This is a genomic window from Sporolituus thermophilus DSM 23256, from assembly GCF_900102435.1.
Taxonomy (GTDB): domain Bacteria; phylum Bacillota; class Negativicutes; order Sporomusales; family Thermosinaceae; genus Thermosinus; species Thermosinus thermophilus.
The window spans coordinates 1-25,231 of sequence record NZ_FNBU01000007.1 but is presented as its reverse complement, the minus strand read 5'-3'; the positions used below and the strand labels follow the sequence as shown (position 1 = coordinate 25,231).

Below are 25,231 nucleotides of genomic sequence, written 5' to 3'. Positions count from 1 at the left end.
AAACTGAAAAAACATGAACGGAGAGGTAGCTTATGAAAATAATCGACGTAGTGTGCGCTAAAGGGATGACAGGCTTCTATTTTGACGACCAGCGGGCGATTAAAGCCGGCGCCGCCCATGACGGCTTTACCTATTTGGGCGATCCTATCACTCCCGGCTTTACCGCAGTACGCCAGGCCGGAGAGGCAGTTTCGGTTATGCTGGTCCTGGAAGACGGTCAGGTTGCCTACGGCGACTGTGCCGCGGTGCAGTACAGCGGCGCCGGCGGCCGTGATCCCCTGTTCCTCGCCAACGACTTTATTCCCCTGATTGAAGAGTACATCAAGCCCCGGCTGGTGGGCCGCGAACTCACCTCTTTCAAGGCCCTGGCCGAGGAAATCGACAGCTTAAGCGACCCCGCTACCGGCAAACGGATTCACACCGCCCTGCGCTATGGCGTTACCCAGGCCATCCTCGACGCCGTGGCCAAAGCGAAGAAAAAATTGATGTGCGAAGTCATCGCCGAGGAATACAATACCCAGGTCAGCGACCAGGAAATCCCAATCTTCACCCAGTCGGGCGATGACCGCTATGACAACGCCGACAAAATGATTATTAAGCAGGCGCAAGTTTTACCCCATGGCCTTATTAATAATGTGAAGGAAAAACTGGGGGAGAACGGCGAAAAACTCTTAGAGTATGTCCAGTGGCTGAAAAACCGGGTTATGAAACTGCGCACCCGCGACGATTATAACCCGGTGCTGCACATCGACACCTACGGCACTATTGGCCTGGCGTTCAACAATGACCTGGACAAAATCGTCGAATACTTCGGCCGGCTGGAAAAGGCGGCCGCCCCGCTCAAACTGCGCATCGAGGGCCCGATTGACATTGAGGACCGCGACAAACAGATCGACATTCTGGCCGACCTGACCGCCCGCCTGCATGCGGCCGGCATCGGCGTGGAAGTAGTGGCCGACGAGTGGTGCAACACTTATGAGGACATCAAACTGTTCGCCGACCGTCGTGCCGGTGACATGCTACAGATTAAGACCCCCGATCTTGGCGGCATCAATAATATCATCGAGTCCATCCTCTATTGCAAACAAAAAGGGGTCGGCGCTTACCAGGGCGGCACCTGCAATGAGACCGACCGCTCCGCCCAGGTGTGCGTGCACATCGCCATGGCCACCCAGCCGGCGCAGATGCTGGCTAAGCCGGGCATGGGCGTGGACGAAGGCTATATGATTGTTTATAACGAAATGCAGCGCATCCTGGCCCTCCGCCGGGCGCGCAAGCAGTAAACCATTGCCGTGTAACAAACGGGAGGCAGTTTATGAAGTCGCTGATTGGCGAGCAGCTCATGTATGCCAGCTATTTTGCCCCGCGGGGCCGCAACCGGATGTATATTCTGGGTGAACAACTCGGCGAGCGTTATCTGTCGCCATTGGACCGGCTGATCGGTATCATCGGTGATGCCGGGGCAGGCAAGTCATCCCTGGTGAAAGGCATGTTTCCCGGCCTGGAACTGACGAATGACGACGACGGCGTCAATATCCGGCCGTTGCCGCTCCTCAAAAACGTTGACAAAGGCTTTTTTTCCAGCCATACTTATCACGTCGACATACGGTTTGAAATGGCCTTTACACAGCTGCATGTCCTGGCGGAGGCGGTGCAAAAGGCCCTGGCCCATGGCAAGCGGGTAATCGTTGAGCATTTTGACCTATTATATCCGCTGCTCGAGCGCAACGCCGACGTGCTGATCGGTGTCGGCGGCGAAGTTATTGTTGTGCGGCCCACCGTCTTTGGACCTTTTCCTAAAGAAATTTTTAATGTCGTCACCAAAACGCTACGGTACCGTAAGATGGCCCATACGGCGGAAGATTTGACAACCCGGGTACTGGTCAATGATTATGGCGCCATTCTGGAGTTCGGGCACCGCGACGTCCACCACGGCTTTGTGTTGGAGTACCCGATGCTGCTTGACGTGGACTTGCGCGAAGTGGAAAAGAAGGTCAAGGCCATTATTGCCGAAGGGTTGGACGTTTGTTACAGCGACGAGGGGCATATTCGCATCGGTAGCGACATATGGGTTTGCTCCGGACCACGGACGCATGTGCGCAATACCCAAGAGATTGAAGGGTTCCGTTTGTTACACGAATATAAATACGATCCCAAGTCGAAAACCTATCTAATAATTGGCGTCGTCGGCCCTCATACCGACAACCTGGACGGTTTTGCCGGGTTTTGTTTGGCCACGACCTAAAGAGTAACGGCTGCCTTCTTTCAAAGAAGGCAGCATCCTTATATTAAGGAGGGAATAATATATGGTACAGGTTGTAAAGACCGGCCAGGCCGGCACGCTGGAGTCAAGCGACATTATAGTCGCCGTCGCTCCCGCTGCGCCGGGCAGCGGTATTACCATTGAACTGGAAAGCATTGTCTTAGCCCAATATGGTGACGCCATCCGCCATACAATTGCCAGTGTAGTGCGGGAAGCGGGCGTGACCGATGCTTACATTAAAGCCATTGACCGCGGGGCCTTGGACTATACCATCCGGGCGCGCACGTTGGCGGCGCTGGTCCGCGCGGGCGTAGGGCTACGGGAGGAGATGGTATGATGCAGCTGCGGCGAACGATGCTGTTTATTCCCGGGAATAATCCCGGTATGCTGCAAAACGGCGGCGTTTTTGGCGCCGATGCGGTCATTCTTGACCTGGAGGACGCGGTCGCGCCCCAAGAGAAAGATGCGGCCCGGCTGCTGGTGGCGCATGCGCTCAAATATGTGGACTACGCGGGCAGTGAACGGGTGGTCCGGATTAACACCCTTGACACCTTCGGTTTGGCCGACATCCGGGCGATTGTGCCCTGCGGCCCCGATGCTTTGTTGGTGCCCAAGGTGCAGTGCGCGGCCGACATTGAGGCTGCGGCTAAAGCGGTGGCGCTAGCCGAACGGCCGGGGCAGAAACCGGTCAACTTAATCGCGTTGATTGAAACGCCGCGCGGGCTGGCCGAAGCGTATGCAATCGCCACGGCCGATAAGCGCGTCGTCGCTCTGGCACTGGGGGCCGAGGACTATACGGCCGCCATCGGTGCGCAGCGCACGCCGGAAGGCAGTGAAATTCTAACCGCCCGCACCCTGCTCGTCAATGCCGCGGCGGCCGCCGGCATCCAGGCCATCGACACTCCCTATACCGACGCGAATGATGAAGCCGGCCTGGAGCGCGACACCGCCTTTGCCAAACACCTTGGTTTTCGTGGCAAACTGACGATCAACCCCCGCCAGATCGACATTATTCACCGTGTCTTCAATCCCAGTACTAAAGAAATAGACTGGGCCCGGCGCGTCGTTGAGGCTATCCGCCAGGCTGAGGCTGAAGGCTCGGGGGTGGCGTCGCTGGACGGCAAGATGGTAGATGCCCCTATCGTCAACCGGGCCGAACGCATTCTGCAGCTGGCCAAGTTGCTTGGGCTGAGGGAGGAGGAAGGACAATGATCAATGCAATCGGACGGGAAATTCCCGAAACTATCGATGGTTATGGTCCGGTCAAACCCTTCGCCGGCGCCTTTAAGGCCGTGCCGGATATGTGCCGCAGGGCGCCGCGGGTAAAGACCGTGCGGCCCGGCGAGTCGAAGGTGCTGCCCAGTCTGGAAGAGGCCTTCCGCCGCGCCGGCGTTCGTGACGGCATGACCTTATCTTTCCACCACCATTTTCGTAACGGTGACGGTGTCGTCAACATGGTGCTGGCGACGGCGGCGAAATTGGGGTTAAAAAATTTAAAAGTAGCCTTAAGCTCCGTTTTTCCCGTCCACGCTCCCATGATCGAACACTTTAAGAGCGGCGTCGTAACCGCCCTCGATACTAACTATATGTCAGGGCCCGTTGCCCAGGCCATTTCCCGCGGCGTACTGGCGCAGCCCGTTATTCTCCGTACCCACGGCGGGCGGGCCCGGGCCATTGAGTGCGGTGAGCTGAAAATTGACGTGGCCTTCATCGCCGCGCCGGCTGCCGACGACTACGGCAATATTAGCGGCGTCCTGGGACCGGCTGCCTGCGGCTCGCTTGGCTACGCTTTTCCTGATGCCGAATATGCCGATTGCGTTGTGGCGGTAACAGATCATCTGGTGGAATATCCGCTTGCGCCGGTGTCGATACCGCAGACACGGGTAGATTATGTAGTAAAAGTGGACAGTGTTGGCGACCCGAAAGGGATTGTTTCCGGGACGACCCGCATTACGAAAGACCCGGTAGGCCTAAAAATGGCCGAAACGGCAGCCCGCGTCATCGAAGCGGCCGGACTTATCAAAGACGGATTCGCTTTCCAGACGGGCGCCGGCGGGGCGACACTGGCAACTGCCCACTTCGTGCGGCAAAAGATGCTTCAGGCCGGCGTTACCGGCAGTTTCGTGCTCGGCGGTATTACCGCTTATCTGGTCGATATGCTGGAGAAGGGGCTGTTTAAAAAGATAATTGACGTGCAGGGGTTCGACCTGGAGGCCGTGCGTTCCATCGCCACCAACCCCAACCATCTGGAGGTGGGCGCTAACTTTTATGCTAATCCTTTTAACGCCGGCTGCGCGGTAAATAAATTGGATGCCGTAATCCTGGGAGCGACCGAGATCGACACCGACTTCAACGTCAATGTTGTCACCGGATCGGACGGTATGATCATGGGCGGTTCCGGCGGCCACAGCGACGCCGCCGCCGGGGCGAAAGTAACCATTGTCGTCGCCAACCTGCTGCGGGGGCGCTTGCCGATCATTGTCGACAAAGTGCTCACCGCTACGACGCCGGGCGAGACGGTTGACGTCCTGGTAACCGAACGGGGCGTGGCCGTTAATCCGCGGCGGACTGATTTGCGCGATAAACTCTTAGCCGCCGGCCTGCCGGTGAAAGAGATTGACGAACTGAAGGCGCTGGCCGAAAAAATTGCGGGTATTCCGACGAAAATCAAGACCGGTGAGCGGATTGTCGCCGTCGTTGAGTACCGTGATGGCACCATCATTGATGTGGTGCGGCAAGTGGAGGGGTGAGCATGCTGTGGGCTGATGCGGAGCTACGGGTCGTCAACTTGGCAAACTTGCGCGAAGTGGCCGAAGTGCGCGATTTTCTGGCGCGATTTGACTTAACCTTTGATGAGACCGTGGAATATACAGTCGGGCTCTACCGTCAAGACCGGTTGGTGGCAACCGGCTCGCTGGCCGGGGAAGTGCTGCGCAACTTTGCCGTTGATGAGGCGCTGCAGGGCGAGGGTCTGGCGGCCACCGTCGTCAGCCACTTGATGCAGGAAGCCGCGCGGCGCGGCCGGTTCCACTATTTTGTCTTCACCCGCCCCAACAAAGCTCATTTATTCGCTTCCTTAGGCTTTAAGGAAATTGCCCGGGCCGAGCCGTATGCCGCCCTGCTCGAAGCCGGCATCGGCTCCATTGACGGTTACTGCCGGGAACTGGCCCAGGCAGCGGCTGCCTTGCCGGCAGGGCCGCGGGCGGCCTTGGTGGTTAACTGTAACCCCTTTACTTTAGGCCATAAGGCGGTCATTACCAAAGCGGCCCGGGAAAATGCTGCCGTCGTTGTACTGGTCGTGAGCGAGGATCGCTCCCTTTTCCCTTTCGATGTACGGTTGCGTTTGGTGCGGGAGGGCTTGGCCGACTACCATAATATCCTTGTGCTGCCAGGGGGCAAATATATTGTCTCGGCGGCGACCTTCCCCGGCTACTTTACCCGCGGCGAAGAGACGGTAGCCGCCCAGACGCGGCTGGATGCCACCGTTTTTGCCCGGTACATCGCTCCGGCCCTGGGGGTAACAGTCCGCTATGTGGGCGATGAGCCTTACTGTCCGGTTACCCGCGCCTATAACGAGGCAATGGCGGAAATTTTGCCGCTGTATGGCATCGACCTAAAGATTATGTCACGCATTACCGCTGACGGCGAGATCGTCTCTGCCTCGCGGGTGCGCGAACTTATACGCCGGGATAACTGGGACGAGATCAGGAAGCTGGTGCCGGAGACTACTTACCGATATTTGCTGTCACCGGAAGCGGCGCCGGTAATTGCGCGGATCAGAAGCAGCCATTCCCGTCATTAATTTAGGTGTTGTCTTAACAGGGTAAGCTGTCTTACAATGGTAGTGGTATCCAATTTTTTTACTATGCTGTATTAATGAGGGGGATTGAAATTATGAATGTCCGCGAAGAAGCGATGAAACTCCACCGGGAATACCAGGGCAAGCTGGGCGTGGCCAGCAAGGTGCCGCTCCGCGACAAGCGCGATTTGAGCATCGCCTATACCCCTGGCGTCGCCGAGCCGTGTAAAGAGATTAAGGGAAACAAGGACTTGTCCTTCGAACTGACCTGCCGGGGCAATATGGTGGCCGTGGTTACCGACGGCACCCGCGTCCTGGGCTTGGGTGACATCGGTCCGGAAGCGGCCATGCCGGTCATGGAAGGAAAATGCGTTCTGTTCAAGGTCTTCGGCGACGTGGACGCCGTACCAATTTGTCTGGACACCAAAGACCCGGACAAAATCATTGAGACGGTAAAACTGCTGCAGCCCAGTTTCGCCGGGATCAACCTGGAGGATCTTTCGTCGCCGAAGTGTTACGACATCGAAGATAAACTGAAAGAACAGCTAGACATCCCCGTTTTTCATGACGACCAGCATGGCACGGCCATTGCCGCCTTGTCCGCGCTTATCGGCGCGTTGCGTTTTGTGAAAAAAGACCTGAAAACAGCCAAAATCGTCGTTAACGGTGTAGGCGCCGCCGGCAGCGCCATCGGCCGCCTGCTTGTCAACGCCGGCGCCGAAAACGTGATTATGGTGGATGTGAATGGCGCGCTGTATGACGGGATGCCGGGTCTGAACCGCATCCAGCAGCAGCTTGCCCGTACGACGAATAAGCAGGGCCTGCGCGGCAATTTGGCCGAAGTGGCCAAAGGTGCCGATGCGCTGATCGGCGTGTCCGCTCCCGGCGCCTTTACTCCAGAGATCATTCAGAGCATGGCGAAAGACCCGATCGTTTTTGCCATGGCTAACCCGGTGCCGGAAATTATGTACGACGAGGCCAAGGCGGCCGGCGCGAAAGTGGCCGGGACCGGCCGGTCGGACGCTCCCAACCAGGTTAACAACGTGACCGTCTTTCCCGGTATTTTCCGCGGCGCTCTCGACGTGCGCGCCCGTCAGATCAACGAAGAGATGAAGATCGCCGCCGCCTACGCTATTGCCGACCTGATTAGCGAAGATGAACTGCGGGAAGATTATGTTGTTCCTGACGCTTTCGATCCGCGGGTCGCTCCGGCCGTTGCCGCCGCTGTTGCCCGCGTCGCAATGGAGACTGGGGTGGCCCGCGTTAAAGTCGACCCCGAAGAAGTGCGGGCCAAGACGGCCGCCCGGGTTAAATTGGGGAAATAACTAAGGAGGAGTATCATTGCGCACCATTGAGGCTGCCCAGATCACCGCGGCGGTAGCCAAACTCGCCGTGGAAGCCAACTATAACTTGTCGCCGGATATTTATGACGCTTTGGTAGCAGGGCGCGAAAAAGAAGAATCGCCGTTGGGCAAAGAAATTCTCGGTCAGCTGGTGACCAACGCCTGTATCGCCCGGGAAGAGGCCATGCCGATTTGCCAGGATACGGGCATGGCGGTCGTGTTCGTCGAACTGGGCCAGGATGTCCACATCACCGGCGGCAGTCTGGCCGATGCGGTCAATGCCGGTGTAGCCAAAGGGTATACTGAAGGGTATCTGCGCAAATCAGTAGTGGACGATCCGCTGTTTGACCGCAAGAATACGCAGGATAACACGCCGGCCATACTGCATGTTGAACTGGTACCGGGCGACAAGCTGAAAATTATGCTCGCGCCGAAGGGATTTGGCAGCGAAAACATGAGCGCGCTCAAAATGTTCAAGCCTGCCGAAGGCGTGGCCGGCGTGAAAAAGTTTGTTGTCGACACCGTTTTTAACGCCGGTTCTAATCCGTGCCCGCCCATTGTCGTCGGGGTGGGCATCGGCGGTACCATGGAAAAAGCGGCGCTGCTGGCGAAAAAAGCGCTGCTCAGGCCCATAAATCGGCGTAATGCCAATCCGGTTTACGCTAAATTTGAGGAAGAACTCCTTGAACTTATTAACGAAACAGGCGTAGGGCCCCAGGGGCTTGGCGGGCGGGTGACCGCGCTGGCCGTCAATATTGAATATTTCCCCACCCATATCGCCGGCCTGCCGGTGGCCATTAACATTAATTGTCACGCTACCCGGCACGCCGAAATTGAACTATAGGGGGGAAGGCTAATGACAGAGCCAATTCGTATCACCACGCCGTTGACCGAAGAAAAGGCCCGCAGCCTGAAAGCCGGTGACAGTGTTTTGATCAGCGGGATCATCTATACCGCCCGCGACGCCGCCCATAAACGAATGGTAGAAGCCCTCGACCGCGGGGAATCACTCCCGGTCGATTTGCGGGACCAAATCATCTACTATGTTGGTCCCACACCGGCCAAACCCGGCTACCCGATCGGTTCGGCCGGACCAACCACCAGCGGCCGCATGGACGCCTATACGCCCCGGATGCTTGAGCAGGGCCTAAGGGGCATGATTGGCAAAGGGTATCGCCAGAGCGAAGTGGTGGAAGCAATGAAGAAATACGGCGCCGTCTATTTCGCCGCTACCGGCGGCGCTGCGGCGCTTATCGCCAAGACCATTAAAAAATATGAAGTAGTGGCCTATGAAGACCTCGGGACCGAGGCGATCGCGCGGCTGACGGTTGAGGATTTTCCAGCCATTGTGGTCATTGACAGCGAAGGCCGCAACTTCTATTTGGAAGGCCAAAAGCAGTACCGGAAATATCAGGGATAGGATTGGCAGCAGCTGGAGCGCATTGCCGCTCCGGCTGCTGCGCTTGTCTCGGGATAGCCAGGGGCGTACCGCTCTTGACAGGATAGAGCGAGCTGGTGTATAATATCTGTTGTTACTGACGGGGCGTGGCTCAGCTTGGTAGAGCGCTGCGCTTGGGACGCAGAGGTCGCAGGTTCAAATCCTGCCGCTCCGACCAAATAGATGCGGGTGTAGCTCAATGGTAGAGCCCCAGCCTTCCAAGCTGGTTGCGTGGGTTCGATTCCCATCACCCGCTCCATTTTTTATCCGGAATAAAAAGCGACTCATCGCGGAAGATGAGTCGCTTTTCTGCTATTTGATGATTTTAGCTCAGGCCAAGCGCTTTGCGCTTCTTCATAATATGGGCTTCAATACCGTTGGCGGCTTCAACCGGGTCGTCGGTAACAGCAACCTTGCCGCCGGTCAGTTCTTCCACATCTTCGGTTAGCAGCTTAACAAGACGCGGCGCGCCGGTGATACTGGGCGGCGGCGCCAGGTGAGTGTAAGCGCCATAAGCTATGGCGAAAATGCCGTCGATGGTCGCCTTTTGCTCCAGCCACTGCGGCGCCGTAACGGCGATGGGCAGCTGCGGCACATCCACATCGAGATGATCGGCCAGCGCAGTTACGAGCATGCTGATGCGGCCCGTATCGGTGCAGGTGCCGAAGGGCAGAACAGGCGGGATACCGAGAGCGCGGCCCACTTCCTGCAAGCCGCTGCCTGCCAGGGAAAGGGCGTCAGGGTTGGCCAAACCGGCCACTTCCAGAGCGTGACAGCCGCAGCCGCCGGCTACGATCAGGATATCGCGCTTAATCAGCTCTTTTGCCAAGTTGACCGTTACATAGTCCTGCGGGCCGTTCTTAAGGGAGGTGCAGTTGACGAGGGCAACGACACCCTTGATCTTACCGGCGGCAATGACGTCCACCAGCGGATCGAGTTTACCGCCGAGCGCTTTCAGCACTGCTTCGGTAGAAAAGCCGGCAATGGCTTTCTGCTTATATTTGGGCACAGTGGGCTGCACTTTTTGCCGACGGTGTTTGAAGTTATCAATGCCAAGTTCGATTAATTTCTGAGCAATGAAGGCCGCTTCCGGCGGCTTGTAGTCAAAGGCGAATTTAAGGTCAGGAATACGGACAATGTCATTAACGCTGACCAGTGTAACCTGATACTTTTCCGCATAGGGAGCCAGATTAGGTGGACAGCAGTTTTCGTCCATGGCAAATACGTCGACCGTACCGGTAGCCAAAAGCGGCTCGATATGCAGCCAGTTGCCGGTCAGGCCGCCAAAGACTTCACTCATTTCCGCGCGCTGAAGGAGTTCCTGGCCGGTTTCGATAGAACCGATGACTTTGATGCCTTTGGCGCCGGCCGCCTTGGCAGCGTTTTTCCATTTTTCTTCACTCGCCAGTTTCATGGTTGCAAAACCGGTCCACGGCTGGTGGCCGTTGAAAACGATATTGACATAGTCAGGATCCATGATGCCCAGGTCAACTTCGACTTCATGCGGCATGGGCGTACCGTACAGGATATCCTGTACCATTTCCAGCCCGATTTGGGAAGTGTAAATGGTCGCGATGCCAAGACGGAGCGCTTTCTTCGCCAAAGAAACGTAGTCACCGTCGACGTTGGTCAGGCAGCTGGCGGTGGCATCGGAAATTTCGTAGAGCACGCCGGCGGGGAATATGGCCAGTTCTTGCCAGACTTTCTTGCGGTGTTTGGGAGCGAAGGCCTGAATCATCTTACTGGGTTCGTCATAATCGTGGTGCAGTTCGGCGATGAGAGCATCAGCCAGCTTATAGGCCATTTCGCTGACCGAAGTATCAGTAGGGATGCCTAACTTGCTGCACATGAACTTGAGCTTGTCTACGTCCTTGATCTCAAAGGGCGTTTTACCTTCAGCAGTGGACTTGAGTGTGCGGAAAGCCTGATAGGCATGGTGGGTATAGGTGGCGCTGCCCATAACGTTTAAGAGCAGCATGGCCCGCATGGCCATTGCGTCTCGGTCGATGCCGCATACGCCCAAAATGGCGCCTGCTTTGTCTGAAATGCGGCACGGGCCGTGCGAGCACAGCTGGCAACTGTTGCCTTGGAGACAAAAGTTACAGCGGATTTTTTCCTGCGGCGGATAGCGGTCAAAGACGTTGCTAATGCCGTCGGCATGAATTTTTTCGTACATTTCCAACACCGACGGATGGATGCTGATACGCTGTTGGGTAGAATGGTACTGTTCGGTCATGGTATGCTCCTTTCGGTATTTTTACTAATAGCTTGTTTAAATACCAAATATTTTATGTGATAAAATGAATAAGAGTAAATGTGATTACTGTTATTGTCAGCGCTTTATTCTAGGTTGTCCAGGTTGGTGGGTGAAGAAAGGGGGGAGGAAGGATGATCCAGAGCTTACGGAAATTGTCAGCGGTTTAACTATTGACATCTTATTATGTCCGGTGTATAATTTTTCAAGTGAAAAACAGATAACATGCGCCTGTAGCTCAGGGGATAGAGCAACCGCCTTCTAAGCGGTTGGCCGCACGTTCGAATCGTGCCAGGCGCGCCAGTAAAATCAAGCCTTCCGGGGTTTTTACCCGGAAGGCTTTTTTGCTTTGCGGACCATTTTGCGGACCGATTGCGGACTGAATCGTTTTTAGCATTTAACCTAAAACAAAAAAATTTTTTAAAAAAATAAACTGAATCAGCTTTTTAATTAAAACGTATTTACTAATGTTATAGATTTTGCGCGGTAAAAGTATATAAATTTTAACTTAAAAGTAAATAACAAATAAATTTTTATAGGTTTTTTACGTATAAAAAACCTATTTTTTATATGTAAAAAATTAGATAAAATTATATTATACCACGAAATGGTGGTGTATAACAATATGAAAGATTGACGTTCGCGAAAAAATCGCTGTAAAATGATAACAGACAAACAAAAAAGCAAAAAAAACAGAAAGGCGGGAAAGCAAATGAAAAAAGAAACGCAAAGCGACAAGAAGAGACTAATCACTGTGAATGAAGCGCTAGAATCAATACCCCTTGGCAAAACTGCGTTTTACGCTGCGATAAGGCGTGGCGATGTGCCGGGGGTCGTGCGAATTGGTCGCAAAATTTTCATCAAAACAGAAGCTCTAGAACAAATGCTTACTCACTCAGGGACGTGACGGGAAATGCAATGACAAATTCGGAGTAGTTTAGTGATGAAATATGACTAACAAACAATATTTGCTTGACGAATATCCGCTGGTTGTTTTGCCGTCTCTCGCTCAAAAACTGGGCATAAATGAAGCAATAGTTTTGCAACAGATACACTTTTGGCTTCAAAAAAATGGCAAACAGCGCGATGCCAAAAAGTGGGTGTATAACAGCCTAGAAGCGTGGCACCAGCAATTTCCATTTTTTAGCATGTCTACCTTAAAACGCACCTTCAATTCTCTGGAAAAATTAGGAATTTTAATCACGGGGCACTACAACAAAAAAGCGTACGATCGCACCAAATGGTATTCTATCGACTACAATAAGCTAGATACATACTTTGCAAGTGCCGCGAACCCGCGAAAATGCTCATTAGCTCAAATTGAGCTAATGGATGAGGTCAAAATGAACAAATGCATCAGTTCAAAATGCACTAATGCATCAGTTCAAAATGAGCAGATGATACCACATATAACAACAAATACATCTACAGATACAACAACAAATAGCGCTGTTGTTGAATTGGAAAAACTTGGTATAACAAAAGCTGGGGTACGCGAAATCACGACAGCGTTCGATGAAAGCACAATTCAAAAACTGATTACATACGCGAAAAAACACAAACTAGGTCCAGCTTGGCTAGTCGCGGCAGCAAAAGATAAATCAAAATTGCCGCCGCCTGGGCTGCTTGAAGCTGAAGTCGCATGCGCTGAAGTCGCAGCATCTACATACGAAATACCCAGTCCTGAACCCGTTTTTGCTGAAGAAGAGTATGAACGCGCAAAACAACGCTTTTTTGCACAAATGCAATCTTTGACAAACATAAATAATCATAATTAACAAAAAAGAGCACAAAAGGAGGAGAAAAGAACATGTCTGATCATTCTGAACACGAAGAAGTAATTCATTTCCGCCCGCAGCTCGGGGGCGGCGCAGCGGCCGAACCGCCGCCGCCCAGCGTGCCCATTCCGCCGTCACCGTCACCGGCCCCGGCGACGGCGGCGATTCCGAATCCGAAAAATCCCAATGACCCGCTTAATTACTGTAGCGCGGATGAATATGCACGCGCGATGCGCGAGCGATACCCACACATTCACGCAGTCGCGGGATGGGAAAGCGCTTGGCACGTCGCCCATGCCCGCGCCGCCGCGGCCCGGGCGGAGGCGCGTTCAGAATTCGAAGCTCACGCGAGAGAACACATGGCCGCGATTGCTAAATTTCCCATTGCGCTCGCGCCCACAGGCCCGAAATTTTGCAAATAGGGGGGAGAAAAAATGCGTGAAAAAATCGATGAAATCATAGCGGAATTCACGCTAACTTCACTATATGCAGATGCTGAAAATCGTTACGTTGCCGCGCTTGCTCACGTTGACAAAAACATCGCTGACGAAATCGAACACGCTCACGCAGACATGGCGGTGGAACTGATGGCCGCCGCGTACGCGCGCGGCGCGGCGGACGCGCGAAAAATTCTTCGCGCGGGAATCATGTACGCAGCGAACGATTTGCCCGAGTCCGATTTGCCCGCTATCGTCGAAGCGTTTTTGAGCCAACCGTTGGCGATCGAATCTTTTCCTCTCGAAATTAATGAAGAACTTGGCGCGATTGCGATTCCGATTTCACACGAAAGGGGTTTTGAAAAATGAACATTCACTGTCCGTTTTTTGTCGCCAGTGCTAGCGATTGGTCTGTAGATACACTCTGCCTGCGTGAAAAATGTGGTTTTTACGAAACTCAAAAAGGCGTTTGCGCTATTGTTGCCATCGCTGCTGAACTTGCTCACTTACGCGAAAATATCGAGGAAATGAAGAAATACATCTGAAAAAATTTACGAAATGCCTATTTGAAAAGTTTTAAAATCTTTGACTTAGAAAATAGGCATTTCATTTTTAAAAAAAACAAGGTACGCTAAGTCACTTTAATGCTTTCGTCCTTACGACCTTCCTTCGGTCGGTCATAAGTCCTGAAAGCATTCACACCTGACGCAATCTTAACAGGATTGCGTCAGGTGGCACAAACCCGCGCCGTTACTGGCTTCGTGGCGTCTGACGCGGTCGGACAAGCGTCTGACAAAATGTCGGACAAAATAATCAAACACGTTTATAATATAAGTTTTCCTGCGTCTGACAAAACGTCAGACCAAAAAATAGAAAAGCGAGGTTTTAAAATGGAAGAAAAAGTTAGTTTTCGAGTTACAGCGGAGCAAAAAAATCGGCTCATGCGATTAGCCGATCTTACCAACAAGTCACTCTCAGATTATGCGCGAGATGCCGCTCTTTCATTTTCCACCAATTGCGATTCCGATTTCGCCAAAATCGAAAAAATTACTAACGACATTTTGGCCGACATTATATACATCAAAAAATTCCAATACGTCGTCACGCGTCTTGCATTGTTCATCGTGAATGAGTATACAAAAGACTCGAAAAAAACGATGGAATATTTCCACGAAATTTTGGCAGATGCTAACGAAAAATTCGATGAAAAAGGGGAATAAAAATGCCGCGAGGGTATGAAACTCACGAAACTTTCTGGTCTGACCTGAAAATGTATTCCCAACTGTTTTTGCGTGCGGTTTTGGTTGGCCTGTTTTTGCAAGTTTTGTTGATGTGTTTTGTGATTTTCCAAAGCGAAAAAACCTTCTCATTTATCGATGCCGACGGGCGGGAAATTCATATCCCGCCCACGGCATGGTTTCGGTATCATACCGGGTTTGTCGGTATCAATTTTGCGAACGAAGTGCAAATTGAAAAAGAAATATTGCCGTATGCCCGGGGCTGGCGACAGCTACCGATAGATCAGTATCGCCATTTTTTAGACTGGCTCACAGACGGTGCGTATTTTTTGCAAAAGCAGGAGTATGGCAAGTGGTTCAATCTATCGTGGTTTAGCTACGCATTTTCTGTGCTGTATATTATATTTTTTGTTACGTCATCAAAAAAAATGTCCGACGAAAAATTTGTGCGCGGCGCACAGCTCACGCCACTGTCTGAACTCAACAAAAAACTTGCCGCCGCCGCCCGAAACAACCCGCTTGCGCTCAAAATCGGCGAAACAACTATGCCATACGAAATGGAGTCAAAGCATATTTTGGTTTTAGGTACTTCCGGCTCGGGAAAAAGCGTTCTGCTCAACCAGTTAGCCGCACAAATCACCAAGCGGAAACAGGATTTCAAAACCGCCGACCGCATGATTTTTTATGACATAAAAGGTGAATTTTTGTCGAAACAATTTCAAAAGGGCGACCTAATTTTTTTCCCGTTTGATGCCCGCTCGATCGGATGGAACATTTTCAACGAAATCGAAATCGCACCCGATCTGGATGTCCTTTGCCGCAGCCTGTTTTCCGCGCCTGATGCCAAAGACTCTTACTGGTACAATTGCGCCAGCGACGTATTCCGTACCGGTCTGGTCTATCTAGCATTGAGTAACAAAACGCGCAACAGCGACATCTGGAACTTCTTCTCGCAACCGCTTGCGGCGATCAAAGCTGCATTTCAAACCTTGCCACCATCCGAGCAAGGCGCCCTGAAGCACATCGACCAGCAGGACAGCCCGGCATCGGCCTCGATCATCTCTATATTGCAAGAGCGAATCCAGTTTTTCCGTTATCTTGTCGATCTTGACGGCGACTTTTCTTTTCGCCAGTACGTTCGCGGGGGACAGGCAGGCCGCCAGGGGAACCTGTTTATCTTGAACATCGAACAGTACGCAGATATTTTCCGCCCGCTCATGTCGCTTGTTATCGACACAATGGTTCGCGAAATATTGTCGCTGCCGGATGATGCCCACCGCCGCGTTTTCTTTGTTCTGGATGAGCTTGGTACCCTGAACCGAATGGACTCAATACTCCAGCTGCTCACCGTTGGCCGGTCAAAAGGCGGCTGCTTAGTGACCGCATCGCAAGACCTGGGCCGAATCGAAGAGCGTTACGGTCGCGCTAATTTAAAAACGTTTTTCAATAACTTCAACACTACATTTACTTTCCGCATTCGCGAACCTGAAACCGCTGAATTTTTGAGCCGGGCGATCGGCGAACAGCAGCTGATCAAGACAAATTTGTCGCGGCAAATGTCACCGGGCGATGTTGGCGATAGAAAGAGTATCAGTGAACAGGAAAAGACAGAACGCCTAATTATGCCAGCTGAATTTCAGTCGTTGCCAGATTTGACAGCTATCGTCAACATTGCCGGATTCGGTGTTTCAAGAATTACAATTCCCCGCGTTTTTTACAAAGAACGTCACCCTGGTTTCGTGATGCGGCAATTTGCTGAGCTAAAAGCACCAGCACCAGAAGCGTCAGACGACATAACAGTTAAAGACGCGCAAAACGATGAGCAAGCCGCACAACCAGCGCCAGTGCAGCCAAAAGTTGTTAATGATCTAAAATTCTAGGAGGTGCAAAATGTTATCAATCAGTAACATTAGCGCCAACCAGGCCGCAAGCTACTACGACCGGGACGGGTACTATGCGCGTATGGATAATACTGGCGGCGACCAGTGGCAGGGCAAGCTCAAAGACGAGCTTGCCCTGCCAGATAACGTAAAACCGGAGGACTTTAACAAACTTGTTAACGAGCGTAAAGAGCGGGCGGGCTATGACCTCACCTTCTCCGCTCCCAAATCCGTATCTGTCGCCATGTGCCTAGGTGAAGAGCACCGGCAAAACATGATTGAAGCGCATCATGTTGCAGTTCAGAAGACGCTGGAGCTCATCGAACAGCGCGAGATCGGCGCGCGTGTCACAAAGGACGGAGTCACCGAACACATTAAAACAGGCAATATGCTATGCGCCAAATTCGACCACTTCGTCAACCGGAACCATGACCCGCAGCTGCATACCCATGCCGTTATTCTCAACAAGACGCAGTATCAGGGCAAATGGTACGCTGTGGATAATTCTGACCTTTACAAAAACAAAATCCTGTACGGCCAGATTTACCGCAACGCCTTAGCCCAAGAGCTCATGAAAAAGGGTTATGAAATTGCCGTAACCGACCCGGAAAAGGGCTTTTTCGAGCTCAAAGGCATTGATCAGCGTACTATTGACGAATTTTCGAGTCGCCGCCAGGAAATTCTCGAAAAGCTCAAAGAATGGGGTACTAACACCCCGGAAGCGGCGGCAAAGGCAGTCATCCTAACCCGAAAAGCGAAAGAAAATAGGGACATGAACGTACTCATGGAATCGTGGAAAGAAACGATCAGCGAGCTGGGCGGAGCCACGCTCACAAAGTCCTTCGCCCCTATTGTCCCGGGCAAAGAACAGCAAAAAGAAGCGTTTGACCAGGCCGTTAGCCGCCTTTCCCGCAAGTCCTTCGCCTTTAGCGAACGCGAACTAAAACGAGCGGTTCTGGCCGCCGGTGTGGGGTCCGGCATGACTGAGGACCAATACGCCGAACTGCTCAAGGCTGAAACCGGCAAAAACCTTGTCGCCCTGGGCGGCCGCCGGGACAAAGAAGACGGCGAAACATACTACACAACAAGGAAAAATCTTGAAATCGAAAAAGAGATATTCCGTGAAGTTGCCCGGACCAGGAACACCATGCCTGGGCTAACCAGGCAAAAAGCGAGTGACATACTGTCGCAAGCATTGGCCAAAGACAACGCTTCTTTGTCCAAGCAGCAAAGGAATGCTGTTTTGGACATAACCACCACAAAGGACCAATATTACGCCGTACAAGGCCTCGCCGGAACAGGCAAGACGCATATGTTAAACTATGCCCGGCAAGTACTGGAGAATGAGGGCTACACCGTTTTGGGGGCCTGCTTCACGGGCAAAGCAGCTTCCGGCTTGCAAGAGGATGCGAAGATACCATCCAGCACTATCCACTCTTTTTTAAACCGCCTGGAGCGCGAGGCGGGCAACCAAAAACTGGGCGAGGATATGCAGAATAAAACCGAGTGGGACCTAACAGGACTGAAACCTGGCGGCAGAAAAGAAGCTTGGATAATTGACGAAGCATCAATGGTTGACAACAACACCATGCATTACCTCATGCAGGCTGCCCGCGCCAAAGGCGCGAAAGTCGTTTTCGTTGGCGACCGGCAGCAACTGCTGCCGGTGGGCATCGGCAATGCCTTTTCTGTGCTAACAGAAACCGGTAAAATTGGCACTGTCACGCTGGATGAAATCCGGCGGCAAAAAAACCATGAGCTGCTGCAAGCGGTCCGAGAGGCCGTGCAAGGCGACCTGGCAAAAGCCTTGGAAATCCTCGAAAAGGATATGCAGGTCATTGCCGAGCATAAGGACCGGATGAACGCGATTGTAGCAGAGTACACGGCCATGACGCCGGAAAAACAGAAAGGTACAGTCATTTTGACGGCGGGCAACAAGGACCGGCGTTACCTGAACGAAGCTATCCGCGCTGAACTGAAAAGGCAGGGGCAGTTAAGCCCAGGCATCGAGTTTAAAGTCCAAGACGCTTCCGGAAAAACGTTCAAACGTGAATTTGCCGCAGGCGACAAGATAATTTTTCTGCAAAACGACAACAAGCTAGATGTGCGGAACGGACAAACAGGCATTGTAACCAAGATCGACGGCACTGTCTTAACCGTTCAATCTGGCAGCAAGACGATCGCTGTAGACCTAGAGCAGTACAAAAAAATTGACCACGGCTACGCCATGACCGCACATAAGGCCCAAGGCATCACCACCGACCGGGTATTAATCAACTTAGATTCCAGCCAGAAACACCTTAACAGCCGTAATGCCTTTTATGTTGACATTTCCCGCGCCCGGCACGAAGTTAAAGTATTTACTGATAACAAGGAAAAAGTCGCCGACCAGGTACGGGAATGGGCTAAAAAGCTGACATCAGACGATTTCTTGATAACCGAGCGAGCAAAGCCTACTCTCAGAAAAAGGCTTGATACGGCAATGGAGAACACATTCAAGGCAATTGCAAAAATTCGGGAACTTTCTAACAAACTGCCGGAACCGGCGATTAAAATTAAAAACAGCCTGAAGTTGAAGTTTTGACAGATGTCATAATAAACTAAAATCGCTCCAAAACGCCGGAAATGGCCATAGAAACGTTTTTCTTGAAATAGTATAGGTTTTCTATCGCGTAAAGAATAAAAACGGTTATAACGAAAATTTGAAGGCCGTCAAAGCGAAAAAAACCGGTCCATCATTGCATCCAGTCGTCAATTCTCCTTTGTGGACGCAAACATGGACCGGGGGGAACAGGAGAGGCATCGCGAAGAGGTTATTCTAACCTCTCGCCATGCCTCGCCATGCCCGGAGGACGGCTTTTTTGTTTTGTCATTATACCATGCCCCCGCCTTCCGGCAAGGGCATCCAAAATTTTTTGCCCTTCGGGTTCGCTTCGCCAAAAAATTTTAGACCCTCCCTTGCCTCCAGGCTAAAGGCATGGAGCTTTTGCATCAACAAAAAAGCCGCTGCAGCTTGGCGGCAACGAGGGGACTGGAATGTATGAAAATCATGCAATTAGAATGCTGTCAACGGTTGCAGGCGTGGCGATCGGAAGCAGCCGGTGAACCAAAGCTTGGCGAAACTGTCTGGTGCGTGTGGTGCCAGGCATGGGGGAAGATAATAAAAATACTGTGACACGAGAAGCGGCCATTTGCCTGTCAATGGCTCAGATAAAAATTTTCGGGCGCAGCCGAACCCGCCAGGGCGAAAAATTTTATCTGACCGGAGGCTTGGCCATTGACAGGCGGGAAAAGGGTATAATTGTCCAAAGGGGATGTTAAAAACATCCCCTTGGCCATCAAAAACCCTCAAATGCCCGTAAAACGCTCTAGCGTGCCCTAGGAGCGTTTTTTTTGGCTTAGCAAAGGGTTTCTGCCGTGGAATAAAATTGAGCGGCCTTCCTGGGCGTTCTAGGCGCTCAGGAAGGCCGATTGGGTTGGGCAAGCCCTGAACTTGCCCGAAAATGAATAGTGGAGGTGATACGTATGTTCTATCTCGAAACCCGATGGTTTAAGGTTTAGTTCGAGTTTTTCGCAAAAATTCCTGCTTATGTTGTGGTGTTAATTGCGAGTTTTGGCGTCTCGGTTTCTCGCAATAGTGTCTCAACTTCTCGCAATAACGTCTCAATCTCTCGCAATAAGCAGTCTCAACTTCTCGTAATATGTCTCAATTTCTCGCAATTCGTGTCTCAACTTCTCGTAATTCGTGCCCGCAAACCCGCGTTGCTCCTGGCTTCGCGGCTTGTCTTAAAATATATATGTTAAAATATATGTATGTATATAAAAACATCATCATATAAAGAGATCTCATAGTTAAAGAGAAAGAGAGAAAAAAAGGTGATGATTATATATGCAAGTTTCGGATTATATATGCAAGTTTCGCATAAGCTCTCGTTGGGCTTCGTCTACTCGTTCTGCAATGAATTGGGTAAATCTGTCCGGGTTTGTCCATGCTTTTTCAAGGGACTGTATGTATTCATGTCTTACTACCGGGGGTATAACTACTATTGGGTAGCCGTCTTGTCGAAGGGCTAGGTTCATTGCCAGGCGGGCCGTGCGGCCGTTACCATCTTCAAAGGGGTGTAATTGCACAATTGCCAAATGAAGGTTGGCTGCATACTCTACCGGGTGCAGGTTAGGGCGGCTGTTATTTAAACTGCTGAGTTTTACGTCTATTGTTTTTGCCAGGTCAGCAGGGGAAGGTATTTTATCGTTGTGGTCAGTACCGGAAATAAAAATGGGTTTATCACGGTAAATACCGGCTATCTCGGGCCTTTCGCGCTTCATACAGTAGGCGTGAAGGGTTTTTATGATTTCTTCAGTTATAGGTCTATGGGTGCCGGCCAAGTTCCACATATAATCAAAAGCCTCGCTGTGCCCTAAAACTGCCAGGTGATCTTTTAGCGGTTTGCCGTTTATTGTGATACCGTCTTCCAAAACTACTTTTGTTTCGGAAAGCGTCAGGGTATTGCCTTCTAGTGCCGTAGACGTATATGTTAATCCGATTCGATAATATTCTTTTAATTGCAAGACTTGGCTTTTGTCGAAAGGCCGCGCATCGTCAATTAATTTTTGTTGGCGGTCAATTTTTTTTAGTAACGCAATATATGTTGACATTGTAAATTACACTCCCTACCGGTCTAATCTATCGTCAAGATACTCTTTATGCCCGTCCGGGTATAGCCGATAAATACCTCGCTTGTCTGCGTGGGTTGTCGGCCGGCCGGCAGCATGATGTTTTTTTATCTCCTCTTGAACGGCTTTGCAAAATATGGCTTCTTTTTCCTCTTTTGTGAGCTTACGAATGTCTTTATCCATGACAAACTCCTTTGTTTTGTATATATTTTTTTATCACAATTGTATCATGAACCGCAAACGCCATGGAATTGGAAGATTATAAGCCCGGCTTACGCTCGCGTCAAGGAACACCGTTCCGGCGCCTTCGGCGTCCTTGACGCTATCGCCGCCGGGCTGTTTGTTTTACCCAAGATGGCGTTTGCTGTTTTGAGGTGCGTCGATTGCAAAAAATAGCCGTTTTGCTGCCTGGCGTGCCTCAGGAGCGTTTTTTTTGAACTTGTGAAGGGTTTCTATCGTGCGACAAAATTAAACCGCCTTAAAAGTCAAAGTAATTCATTGTCAACTTATTTATGTAAAGTATAAATGCCATGCCCGGCATCCGTTTCCGCATTTACGTCTGGCTTGCTCCTGCCGGTCGGCGCGTCCGTGGTTTGCGTCTTGTTTCATCTCATTCCCCCTCGAAAAAAGAGAGAAGCCGCCGCGTTTGCGACGACTTCTCTAGTACCCCTGAGAGTATTTTATCAAATCGTCGCAAAAATCGCAATATTCACCAGACCACCTGCTCGGCAAATCCCCGACTGTGTTGCGCGAGAATTCGCGTGTAGATGAGCGTATTGAGAATGTTTGCGTGGCCCAGCCATTCCTGCACCACCGTGACCGGTACGCCCTGGGCGAGGTTTACGATTGCGAACGTATGCCGGCAGGTATGCGGATGCGCCCGGTCGTCGTTGATGCCGGCTTCGCGGCAGAGGTTTCGAATGTAAAGATACGCGGTAACTCTTTTAAACTTAAACAGCTTACTTTCGCGCGTTAGCCCTTCGCGCGCAATATATTCCCCGATTGCACCAATGAAATCATCTTTGATTGGGACGCTGCGGACTGGATTGCCCGGGCGCTTCATCGTCGGTATTGAAATTACCTTGTTCCCAAAATCTATATCGGTCACTCGAACTTTGAGTGCTTCTGACACACGCGCTCCCGTTCGCACGAGAAAGAGAAACAAAAACCAAGCGCGATAGTTTTTTTCTTTATGAAGCGGGCTTAAAATTTGCCGAACTTCGTCGAGCGAAAAATATTTCGGCACTTTTTGGTTTATCGCTATAGCTAGTGCTTTTTTACTTGTCGCAACTGGCAGCATTTCTATCCCCTCTCTCTTTTTTATTATACCATTATTTCAACAAATTGTATCATTTTGTTTAAAAAACTTCGACGTATGCCGAAGTTTTTTCGTTTTTTTGTAGAAATTTTTTCATTTTTTTGCTATAATTTAAACAGAATAGTATTGTAATGTTTAAAAAGGAGGAATGAATAAGTGAAAAAAATCAGCAAAGACGACAGGTATGAAAAAGTTAAATTTTACCTTTACCAACCGCGCGATTTTAAAAATGAATTTACCGTTTATGCTACAAACGATCCCGACATCGAAAAAGAACTTTGCCAAATTTTAGACAAAAAAATAGGCTATTATGAAGAAATCGACCGATATACGGCAATAGAAAAAGGGCTTGAATGGCCGATTTGGGAAATTGAGAACGAGAACCAGTGTTTCGGCAGTTTTAAATTTCCGTTTCCTATCGAACTGGCGGAAATGAAAGAAATGCTTAGGACCGACCCTTTTAAAGCTGTTGAGCTTGCGATTGAAGGTACGACATTTTTTGTAAGAAAAGAACGCAAAAGAAAAATGCGAGAAATGTATCAAGAAATGCACGAACAATAAGCAGAATACTAGCCACGCTAGGCGACCAAAAACCCGCCTAGCGTGGCTCAGATTAATTTTTAAAATCATAGTACGGAAACCCTTTACGCAATTTTTGACCCGTCTTGTAGGCTAAAATAATTCGTGTTAATTTATTATGTAAAAAAACAACAAAAAGCACAACCAATTTTGCCGAAAAGTCGATAACCTGGCAAACAGCCAGGTTATTTTTTCGCTTGAACATAAGCACAAAATATATTATGCTTATAATATAATCATAAAAGGGGTATAATTATGTATATTGAAAAACGCAAAAACGCTTATTTTTTAAAACGATCCTACTGGGATAAAGAAGCCAAGCGGGTAAGAAATACAAGTATATACTTGGCCAGCGATGCCGAAACTGCCAAGGCTGAATTACCTAATCACATTTCGGATTATGATGAAATAAAAAAATTGGCAGCGAAAATCGACGAGCTGGACCGACCGAAAGCGGAAGAGGTAAAAAAAGACGTCATCGCATACCTTGAACATGCCGAGACCCTGGCGGTGCTGGCCGGGGATACCGGCCTGGCGGATGCCATCGCCAGCGCTAACGAATTGATAAAAAAATATAAGCATAAGAAAAAAATGTGATTAATATTTACGGGAAAAATCTGTAGTGTCAACAGGTTTATGTAGTGTCAATGTTTAAAACTGACAAATAAAGCATGTTTGGAGGGAAGAATAATGGCTCAGGCCAAAGGGGATGGAACGGCAAACTATGATATAAAGCGTGGCTGCTGGTTTGTCAGGGTGACATATGTGGATCCAAAAACCGGAGAAACGAAACGGAAAAAGCTCAAAGGAGCCGAAGAAAAATCGCCAACCCCCAAAGGGAAATCAATTTCTCTAAAAATTGGACAAAAATGGCTGGAAAATCTAGAGAACGGGCTGCTGCCGGACGCAGATACAATTACTTTATGGGAATGGTTAGAGCGCTGGCTTAATGACTATGCTAAACCTAAGGTTAGGACAAAAACTTTTGATAAGTACGAGTCGTACATGCGGCTTTACATTAAGCCTGCACTAGGGAATGTTCCTTTGAAGCGGTTAACGACGCCGGATATTCAGCGAGTGTTAAACAGATTGCTTATCGATGGCGGCAAGGAGCGGCAGCCTTTGTCAAGCGGCACGGTACGCTCAACACGGCGATACTTAATACAAGCATTAAACCAAGCTGTAGTTGATGGATTAATTTTGAAAAATGTTGCCAAGGGTACGACCCCACCAAAACTGGTCAAAAAAGAAATTCGACCGCTAACACCGGAAGAGGCTGAAAAACTAGTTATAGCGGCTAAAGAAGCTGTTGGGAATTTGGTTGTCGGAAAAACAGTCAGGCAAAATGAGAAAATTAACAAAGAAATGACAGCCAGAATTGTGCGAGATGCCGCATATATCGCTATTCTGCTTGCATTAGCGACAGGGATGCGCTTAGGTGAAGTTTTTGGCCTAAAGTGGGACTGCGTTGATCTTGAAAAAGGAATTGTGTATGTAAAGCGCAGTTTAATTACCAATCGCAAAGGTATGCAGTTTCAAGAGCCGAAAACCCCGAAATCGCGTCGACAAATACCATTACCGGCCGACGTGGCAGCAGAACTACGCAAATACAAGAAGCGCCAAAACTGGCATAAACACTTATTGGGTGATTTGTGGGAAGAACATGACTTGGTTATTACTGGTCAATTCGGGCGAGTACTTGACACATCACATTTTACTAATCGCTATTTTAAACCTCTTTTAAAGACAGCAGGCATACCGGAAACTGTAACATACCACGATCTGCGCCATACTCACGCAACAATGTTGCTGCTGAAAGGAATTCCCGTTAAAGTCGTTTCTGAACGGCTCGGGCACAGTACAATTGCAATGACACTTGATACGTATAGTCATGTATTGCCAGCAATGCAGGATGCAGCTGTTAAAGCTTTGGAAGGTGTTTTCACTGGAAAAAGCAGCAATTTATAAGCGTTGCAGAACGTTTTTTGCGGACCATTTTGCGGACCAATTCTATTTGATACCACCTAATTTTAAACGAACAGAATGATACATAAATTTCACAAAACCCTTGATTTTGCTGAACTTGAAGATACTAGAAGATACTAGCCAAACTGTATAAAACAAGTATTTTTCTGCTTCTAAGCGGTTGGCCGCACGTTCGAATCGTGCCAGGCGCGCCAGTAAAATCAAGCCTTCCGGGACATGCGTCCCGGATTTTTTGTTGCCAGGC

At 50.4% G+C, this 25,231-nt stretch carries 25 protein-coding genes and 3 tRNA genes; 23 read left to right on the top strand and 5 right to left on the bottom strand.

Annotated features, from left to right (window positions below):
* The first annotated feature begins 32 nt into the window (after window positions 1-32).
* The 11 genes from BLQ99_RS05680 (at window position 33) to BLQ99_RS05630 (ending at window position 9,102) form a co-directional block, all read left to right on the top strand.
* On the top strand, window positions 33-1,283 hold the full coding sequence (locus tag BLQ99_RS05680; protein WP_093688999.1) for a methylaspartate ammonia-lyase: 1,251 nt from the start codon (window positions 33-35) through the stop codon (window positions 1,281-1,283).
* A gap of 32 nt (window positions 1,284-1,315) precedes the next feature.
* Window positions 1,316-2,245, top strand: coding sequence for an alanyl-tRNA editing protein (locus BLQ99_RS05675; RefSeq protein ID WP_245690288.1), 930 nt, complete (start codon window positions 1,316-1,318; stop codon window positions 2,243-2,245).
* 61 nt (window positions 2,246-2,306) lie between these two features.
* Window positions 2,307-2,600 carry a citrate lyase acyl carrier protein gene (gene citD, locus BLQ99_RS05670; protein WP_093688997.1) on the top strand — a complete coding sequence of 98 codons (294 nt, stop codon included), beginning with the start codon at window positions 2,307-2,309 and terminating at the stop codon, window positions 2,598-2,600.
* Window positions 2,600-3,475, top strand: a complete 876-nt coding sequence (locus tag BLQ99_RS05665; RefSeq protein WP_093689170.1) for an HpcH/HpaI aldolase/citrate lyase family protein — start codon at window positions 2,600-2,602, stop codon at window positions 3,473-3,475. The genes citD and BLQ99_RS05665 overlap by 1 nt, the downstream gene beginning before the upstream one ends.
* Window positions 3,472-5,013, top strand: a complete 1,542-nt coding sequence (gene citF, locus BLQ99_RS05660) for a citrate lyase subunit alpha (RefSeq protein WP_093688995.1) — start codon at window positions 3,472-3,474, stop codon at window positions 5,011-5,013. Before BLQ99_RS05665 ends, citF begins: the two co-directional genes overlap by 4 nt.
* 2 nt (window positions 5,014-5,015) lie before the next feature.
* On the top strand, window positions 5,016-6,065 hold the full coding sequence (gene citC / locus BLQ99_RS05655) for a [citrate (pro-3S)-lyase] ligase (RefSeq protein ID WP_093688993.1): 1,050 nt from the start codon (window positions 5,016-5,018) through the stop codon (window positions 6,063-6,065).
* A gap of 92 nt (window positions 6,066-6,157) precedes the next feature.
* Window positions 6,158-7,387: an NAD(P)-dependent malic enzyme gene (locus BLQ99_RS05650; RefSeq protein WP_093688991.1), complete on the top strand. Its 1,230-nt coding sequence runs from the start codon at window positions 6,158-6,160 to the stop codon at window positions 7,385-7,387.
* A 16-nt stretch (window positions 7,388-7,403) separates the two neighbouring features.
* A complete protein-coding gene (locus BLQ99_RS05645) occupies window positions 7,404-8,249 on the top strand; it encodes a fumarate hydratase (protein WP_093688989.1) in 846 nt (281 codons plus the stop codon).
* Window positions 8,250-8,261: 12 nt separating this feature from the next.
* Window positions 8,262-8,825: a Fe-S-containing hydro-lyase gene (locus tag BLQ99_RS05640; RefSeq protein ID WP_093688987.1), complete on the top strand. Its 564-nt coding sequence runs from the start codon at window positions 8,262-8,264 to the stop codon at window positions 8,823-8,825.
* Between the two features lie 119 nt (window positions 8,826-8,944).
* Window positions 8,945-9,021: transfer RNA gene (locus BLQ99_RS05635), tRNA-Pro, on the top strand.
* 7 nt (window positions 9,022-9,028) lie between these two features.
* Window positions 9,029-9,102, top strand: a tRNA-Gly gene (locus BLQ99_RS05630).
* 66 nt (window positions 9,103-9,168) lie between these two features.
* Here the strand turns inward: BLQ99_RS05630 and cooS are convergent.
* A complete protein-coding gene (cooS, locus tag BLQ99_RS05625) occupies window positions 9,169-11,079 on the bottom strand; it encodes an anaerobic carbon-monoxide dehydrogenase catalytic subunit (RefSeq protein WP_093688985.1) in 1,911 nt (636 codons plus the stop codon).
* Between the two features lie 245 nt (window positions 11,080-11,324).
* Here cooS and BLQ99_RS05620 point away from each other — a divergent pair.
* The 9 genes from BLQ99_RS05620 (at window position 11,325) to mobF (ending at window position 19,014) form a co-directional block, all read left to right on the top strand.
* Window positions 11,325-11,400, top strand: a tRNA-Arg gene (locus tag BLQ99_RS05620).
* Window positions 11,401-11,809: 409 nt separating this feature from the next.
* On the top strand, window positions 11,810-12,004 hold the full coding sequence (locus tag BLQ99_RS05615; RefSeq protein WP_093688983.1) for a helix-turn-helix transcriptional regulator: 195 nt from the start codon (window positions 11,810-11,812) through the stop codon (window positions 12,002-12,004).
* Between the two features lie 43 nt (window positions 12,005-12,047).
* Window positions 12,048-12,875, top strand: coding sequence for a hypothetical protein (locus BLQ99_RS05610; RefSeq protein ID WP_093688981.1), 828 nt, complete (start codon window positions 12,048-12,050; stop codon window positions 12,873-12,875).
* Window positions 12,876-12,907: 32 nt separating this feature from the next.
* Window positions 12,908-13,297, top strand: coding sequence for a hypothetical protein (locus BLQ99_RS05605; protein ID WP_093688979.1), 390 nt, complete (start codon window positions 12,908-12,910; stop codon window positions 13,295-13,297).
* A 12-nt stretch (window positions 13,298-13,309) separates the two neighbouring features.
* On the top strand, window positions 13,310-13,681 hold the full coding sequence (locus tag BLQ99_RS05600; RefSeq protein ID WP_093688977.1) for a hypothetical protein: 372 nt from the start codon (window positions 13,310-13,312) through the stop codon (window positions 13,679-13,681).
* Window positions 13,678-13,857: a hypothetical protein gene (locus tag BLQ99_RS05595; RefSeq protein WP_093688975.1), complete on the top strand. Its 180-nt coding sequence runs from the start codon at window positions 13,678-13,680 to the stop codon at window positions 13,855-13,857. Before BLQ99_RS05600 ends, BLQ99_RS05595 begins: the two co-directional genes overlap by 4 nt.
* 186 nt (window positions 13,858-14,043) lie before the next feature.
* Window positions 14,044-14,532: a plasmid mobilization protein gene (locus tag BLQ99_RS05590; protein ID WP_093688973.1), complete on the top strand. Its 489-nt coding sequence runs from the start codon at window positions 14,044-14,046 to the stop codon at window positions 14,530-14,532.
* 2 nt (window positions 14,533-14,534) lie between these two features.
* On the top strand, window positions 14,535-16,430 hold the full coding sequence (locus BLQ99_RS05585; protein ID WP_093688971.1) for a type IV secretion system DNA-binding domain-containing protein: 1,896 nt from the start codon (window positions 14,535-14,537) through the stop codon (window positions 16,428-16,430).
* 10 nt (window positions 16,431-16,440) lie between these two features.
* A complete protein-coding gene (mobF, locus tag BLQ99_RS05580; RefSeq protein WP_093688969.1) occupies window positions 16,441-19,014 on the top strand; it encodes a MobF family relaxase in 2,574 nt (857 codons plus the stop codon).
* A gap of 1,319 nt (window positions 19,015-20,333) precedes the next feature.
* Here mobF and BLQ99_RS05575 read toward each other — a convergent pair.
* From BLQ99_RS05575 to BLQ99_RS05565, 3 genes are all read right to left on the bottom strand, one after another.
* Complete coding sequence (locus BLQ99_RS05575) at window positions 20,334-21,086, bottom strand: Fic family protein (RefSeq protein WP_093688967.1); 753 nt, start codon at window positions 21,084-21,086, stop codon at window positions 20,334-20,336.
* A 15-nt stretch (window positions 21,087-21,101) separates the two neighbouring features.
* The gene (locus BLQ99_RS14760; protein WP_143005876.1) at window positions 21,102-21,287 is read right to left on the bottom strand and encodes a hypothetical protein; all 186 of its coding nucleotides are present in this window, start codon (window positions 21,285-21,287) and stop codon (window positions 21,102-21,104) included.
* A gap of 526 nt (window positions 21,288-21,813) precedes the next feature.
* Window positions 21,814-22,404, bottom strand: a complete 591-nt coding sequence (locus tag BLQ99_RS05565) for a tyrosine-type recombinase/integrase (RefSeq protein ID WP_093688963.1) — start codon at window positions 22,402-22,404, stop codon at window positions 21,814-21,816.
* Window positions 22,405-22,578: 174 nt separating this feature from the next.
* Here BLQ99_RS05565 and BLQ99_RS05560 point away from each other — a divergent pair, with 174 nt between their 5' ends.
* The 3 genes from BLQ99_RS05560 to BLQ99_RS05550 all read left to right on the top strand — a co-directional run bounded on the left by BLQ99_RS05560 (window position 22,579) and on the right by BLQ99_RS05550 (window position 24,969).
* Entirely contained in the window at window positions 22,579-22,983 is a 405-nt protein-coding gene (locus BLQ99_RS05560) for a hypothetical protein (RefSeq protein ID WP_093688961.1), read from the top strand.
* Between the two features lie 273 nt (window positions 22,984-23,256).
* Complete coding sequence (locus BLQ99_RS05555) at window positions 23,257-23,598, top strand: hypothetical protein (RefSeq protein ID WP_093688960.1); 342 nt, start codon at window positions 23,257-23,259, stop codon at window positions 23,596-23,598.
* 93 nt (window positions 23,599-23,691) lie between these two features.
* The gene (locus BLQ99_RS05550; RefSeq protein ID WP_093688959.1) at window positions 23,692-24,969 is read left to right on the top strand and encodes a tyrosine-type recombinase/integrase; all 1,278 of its coding nucleotides are present in this window, start codon (window positions 23,692-23,694) and stop codon (window positions 24,967-24,969) included.
* Between the two features lie 42 nt (window positions 24,970-25,011).
* Here BLQ99_RS05550 and BLQ99_RS14905 read toward each other — a convergent pair.
* Window positions 25,012-25,231 (bottom strand): hypothetical protein (locus BLQ99_RS14905; RefSeq protein ID WP_171904605.1); only part of this gene is annotated, 220 nt, incomplete at its 5' end.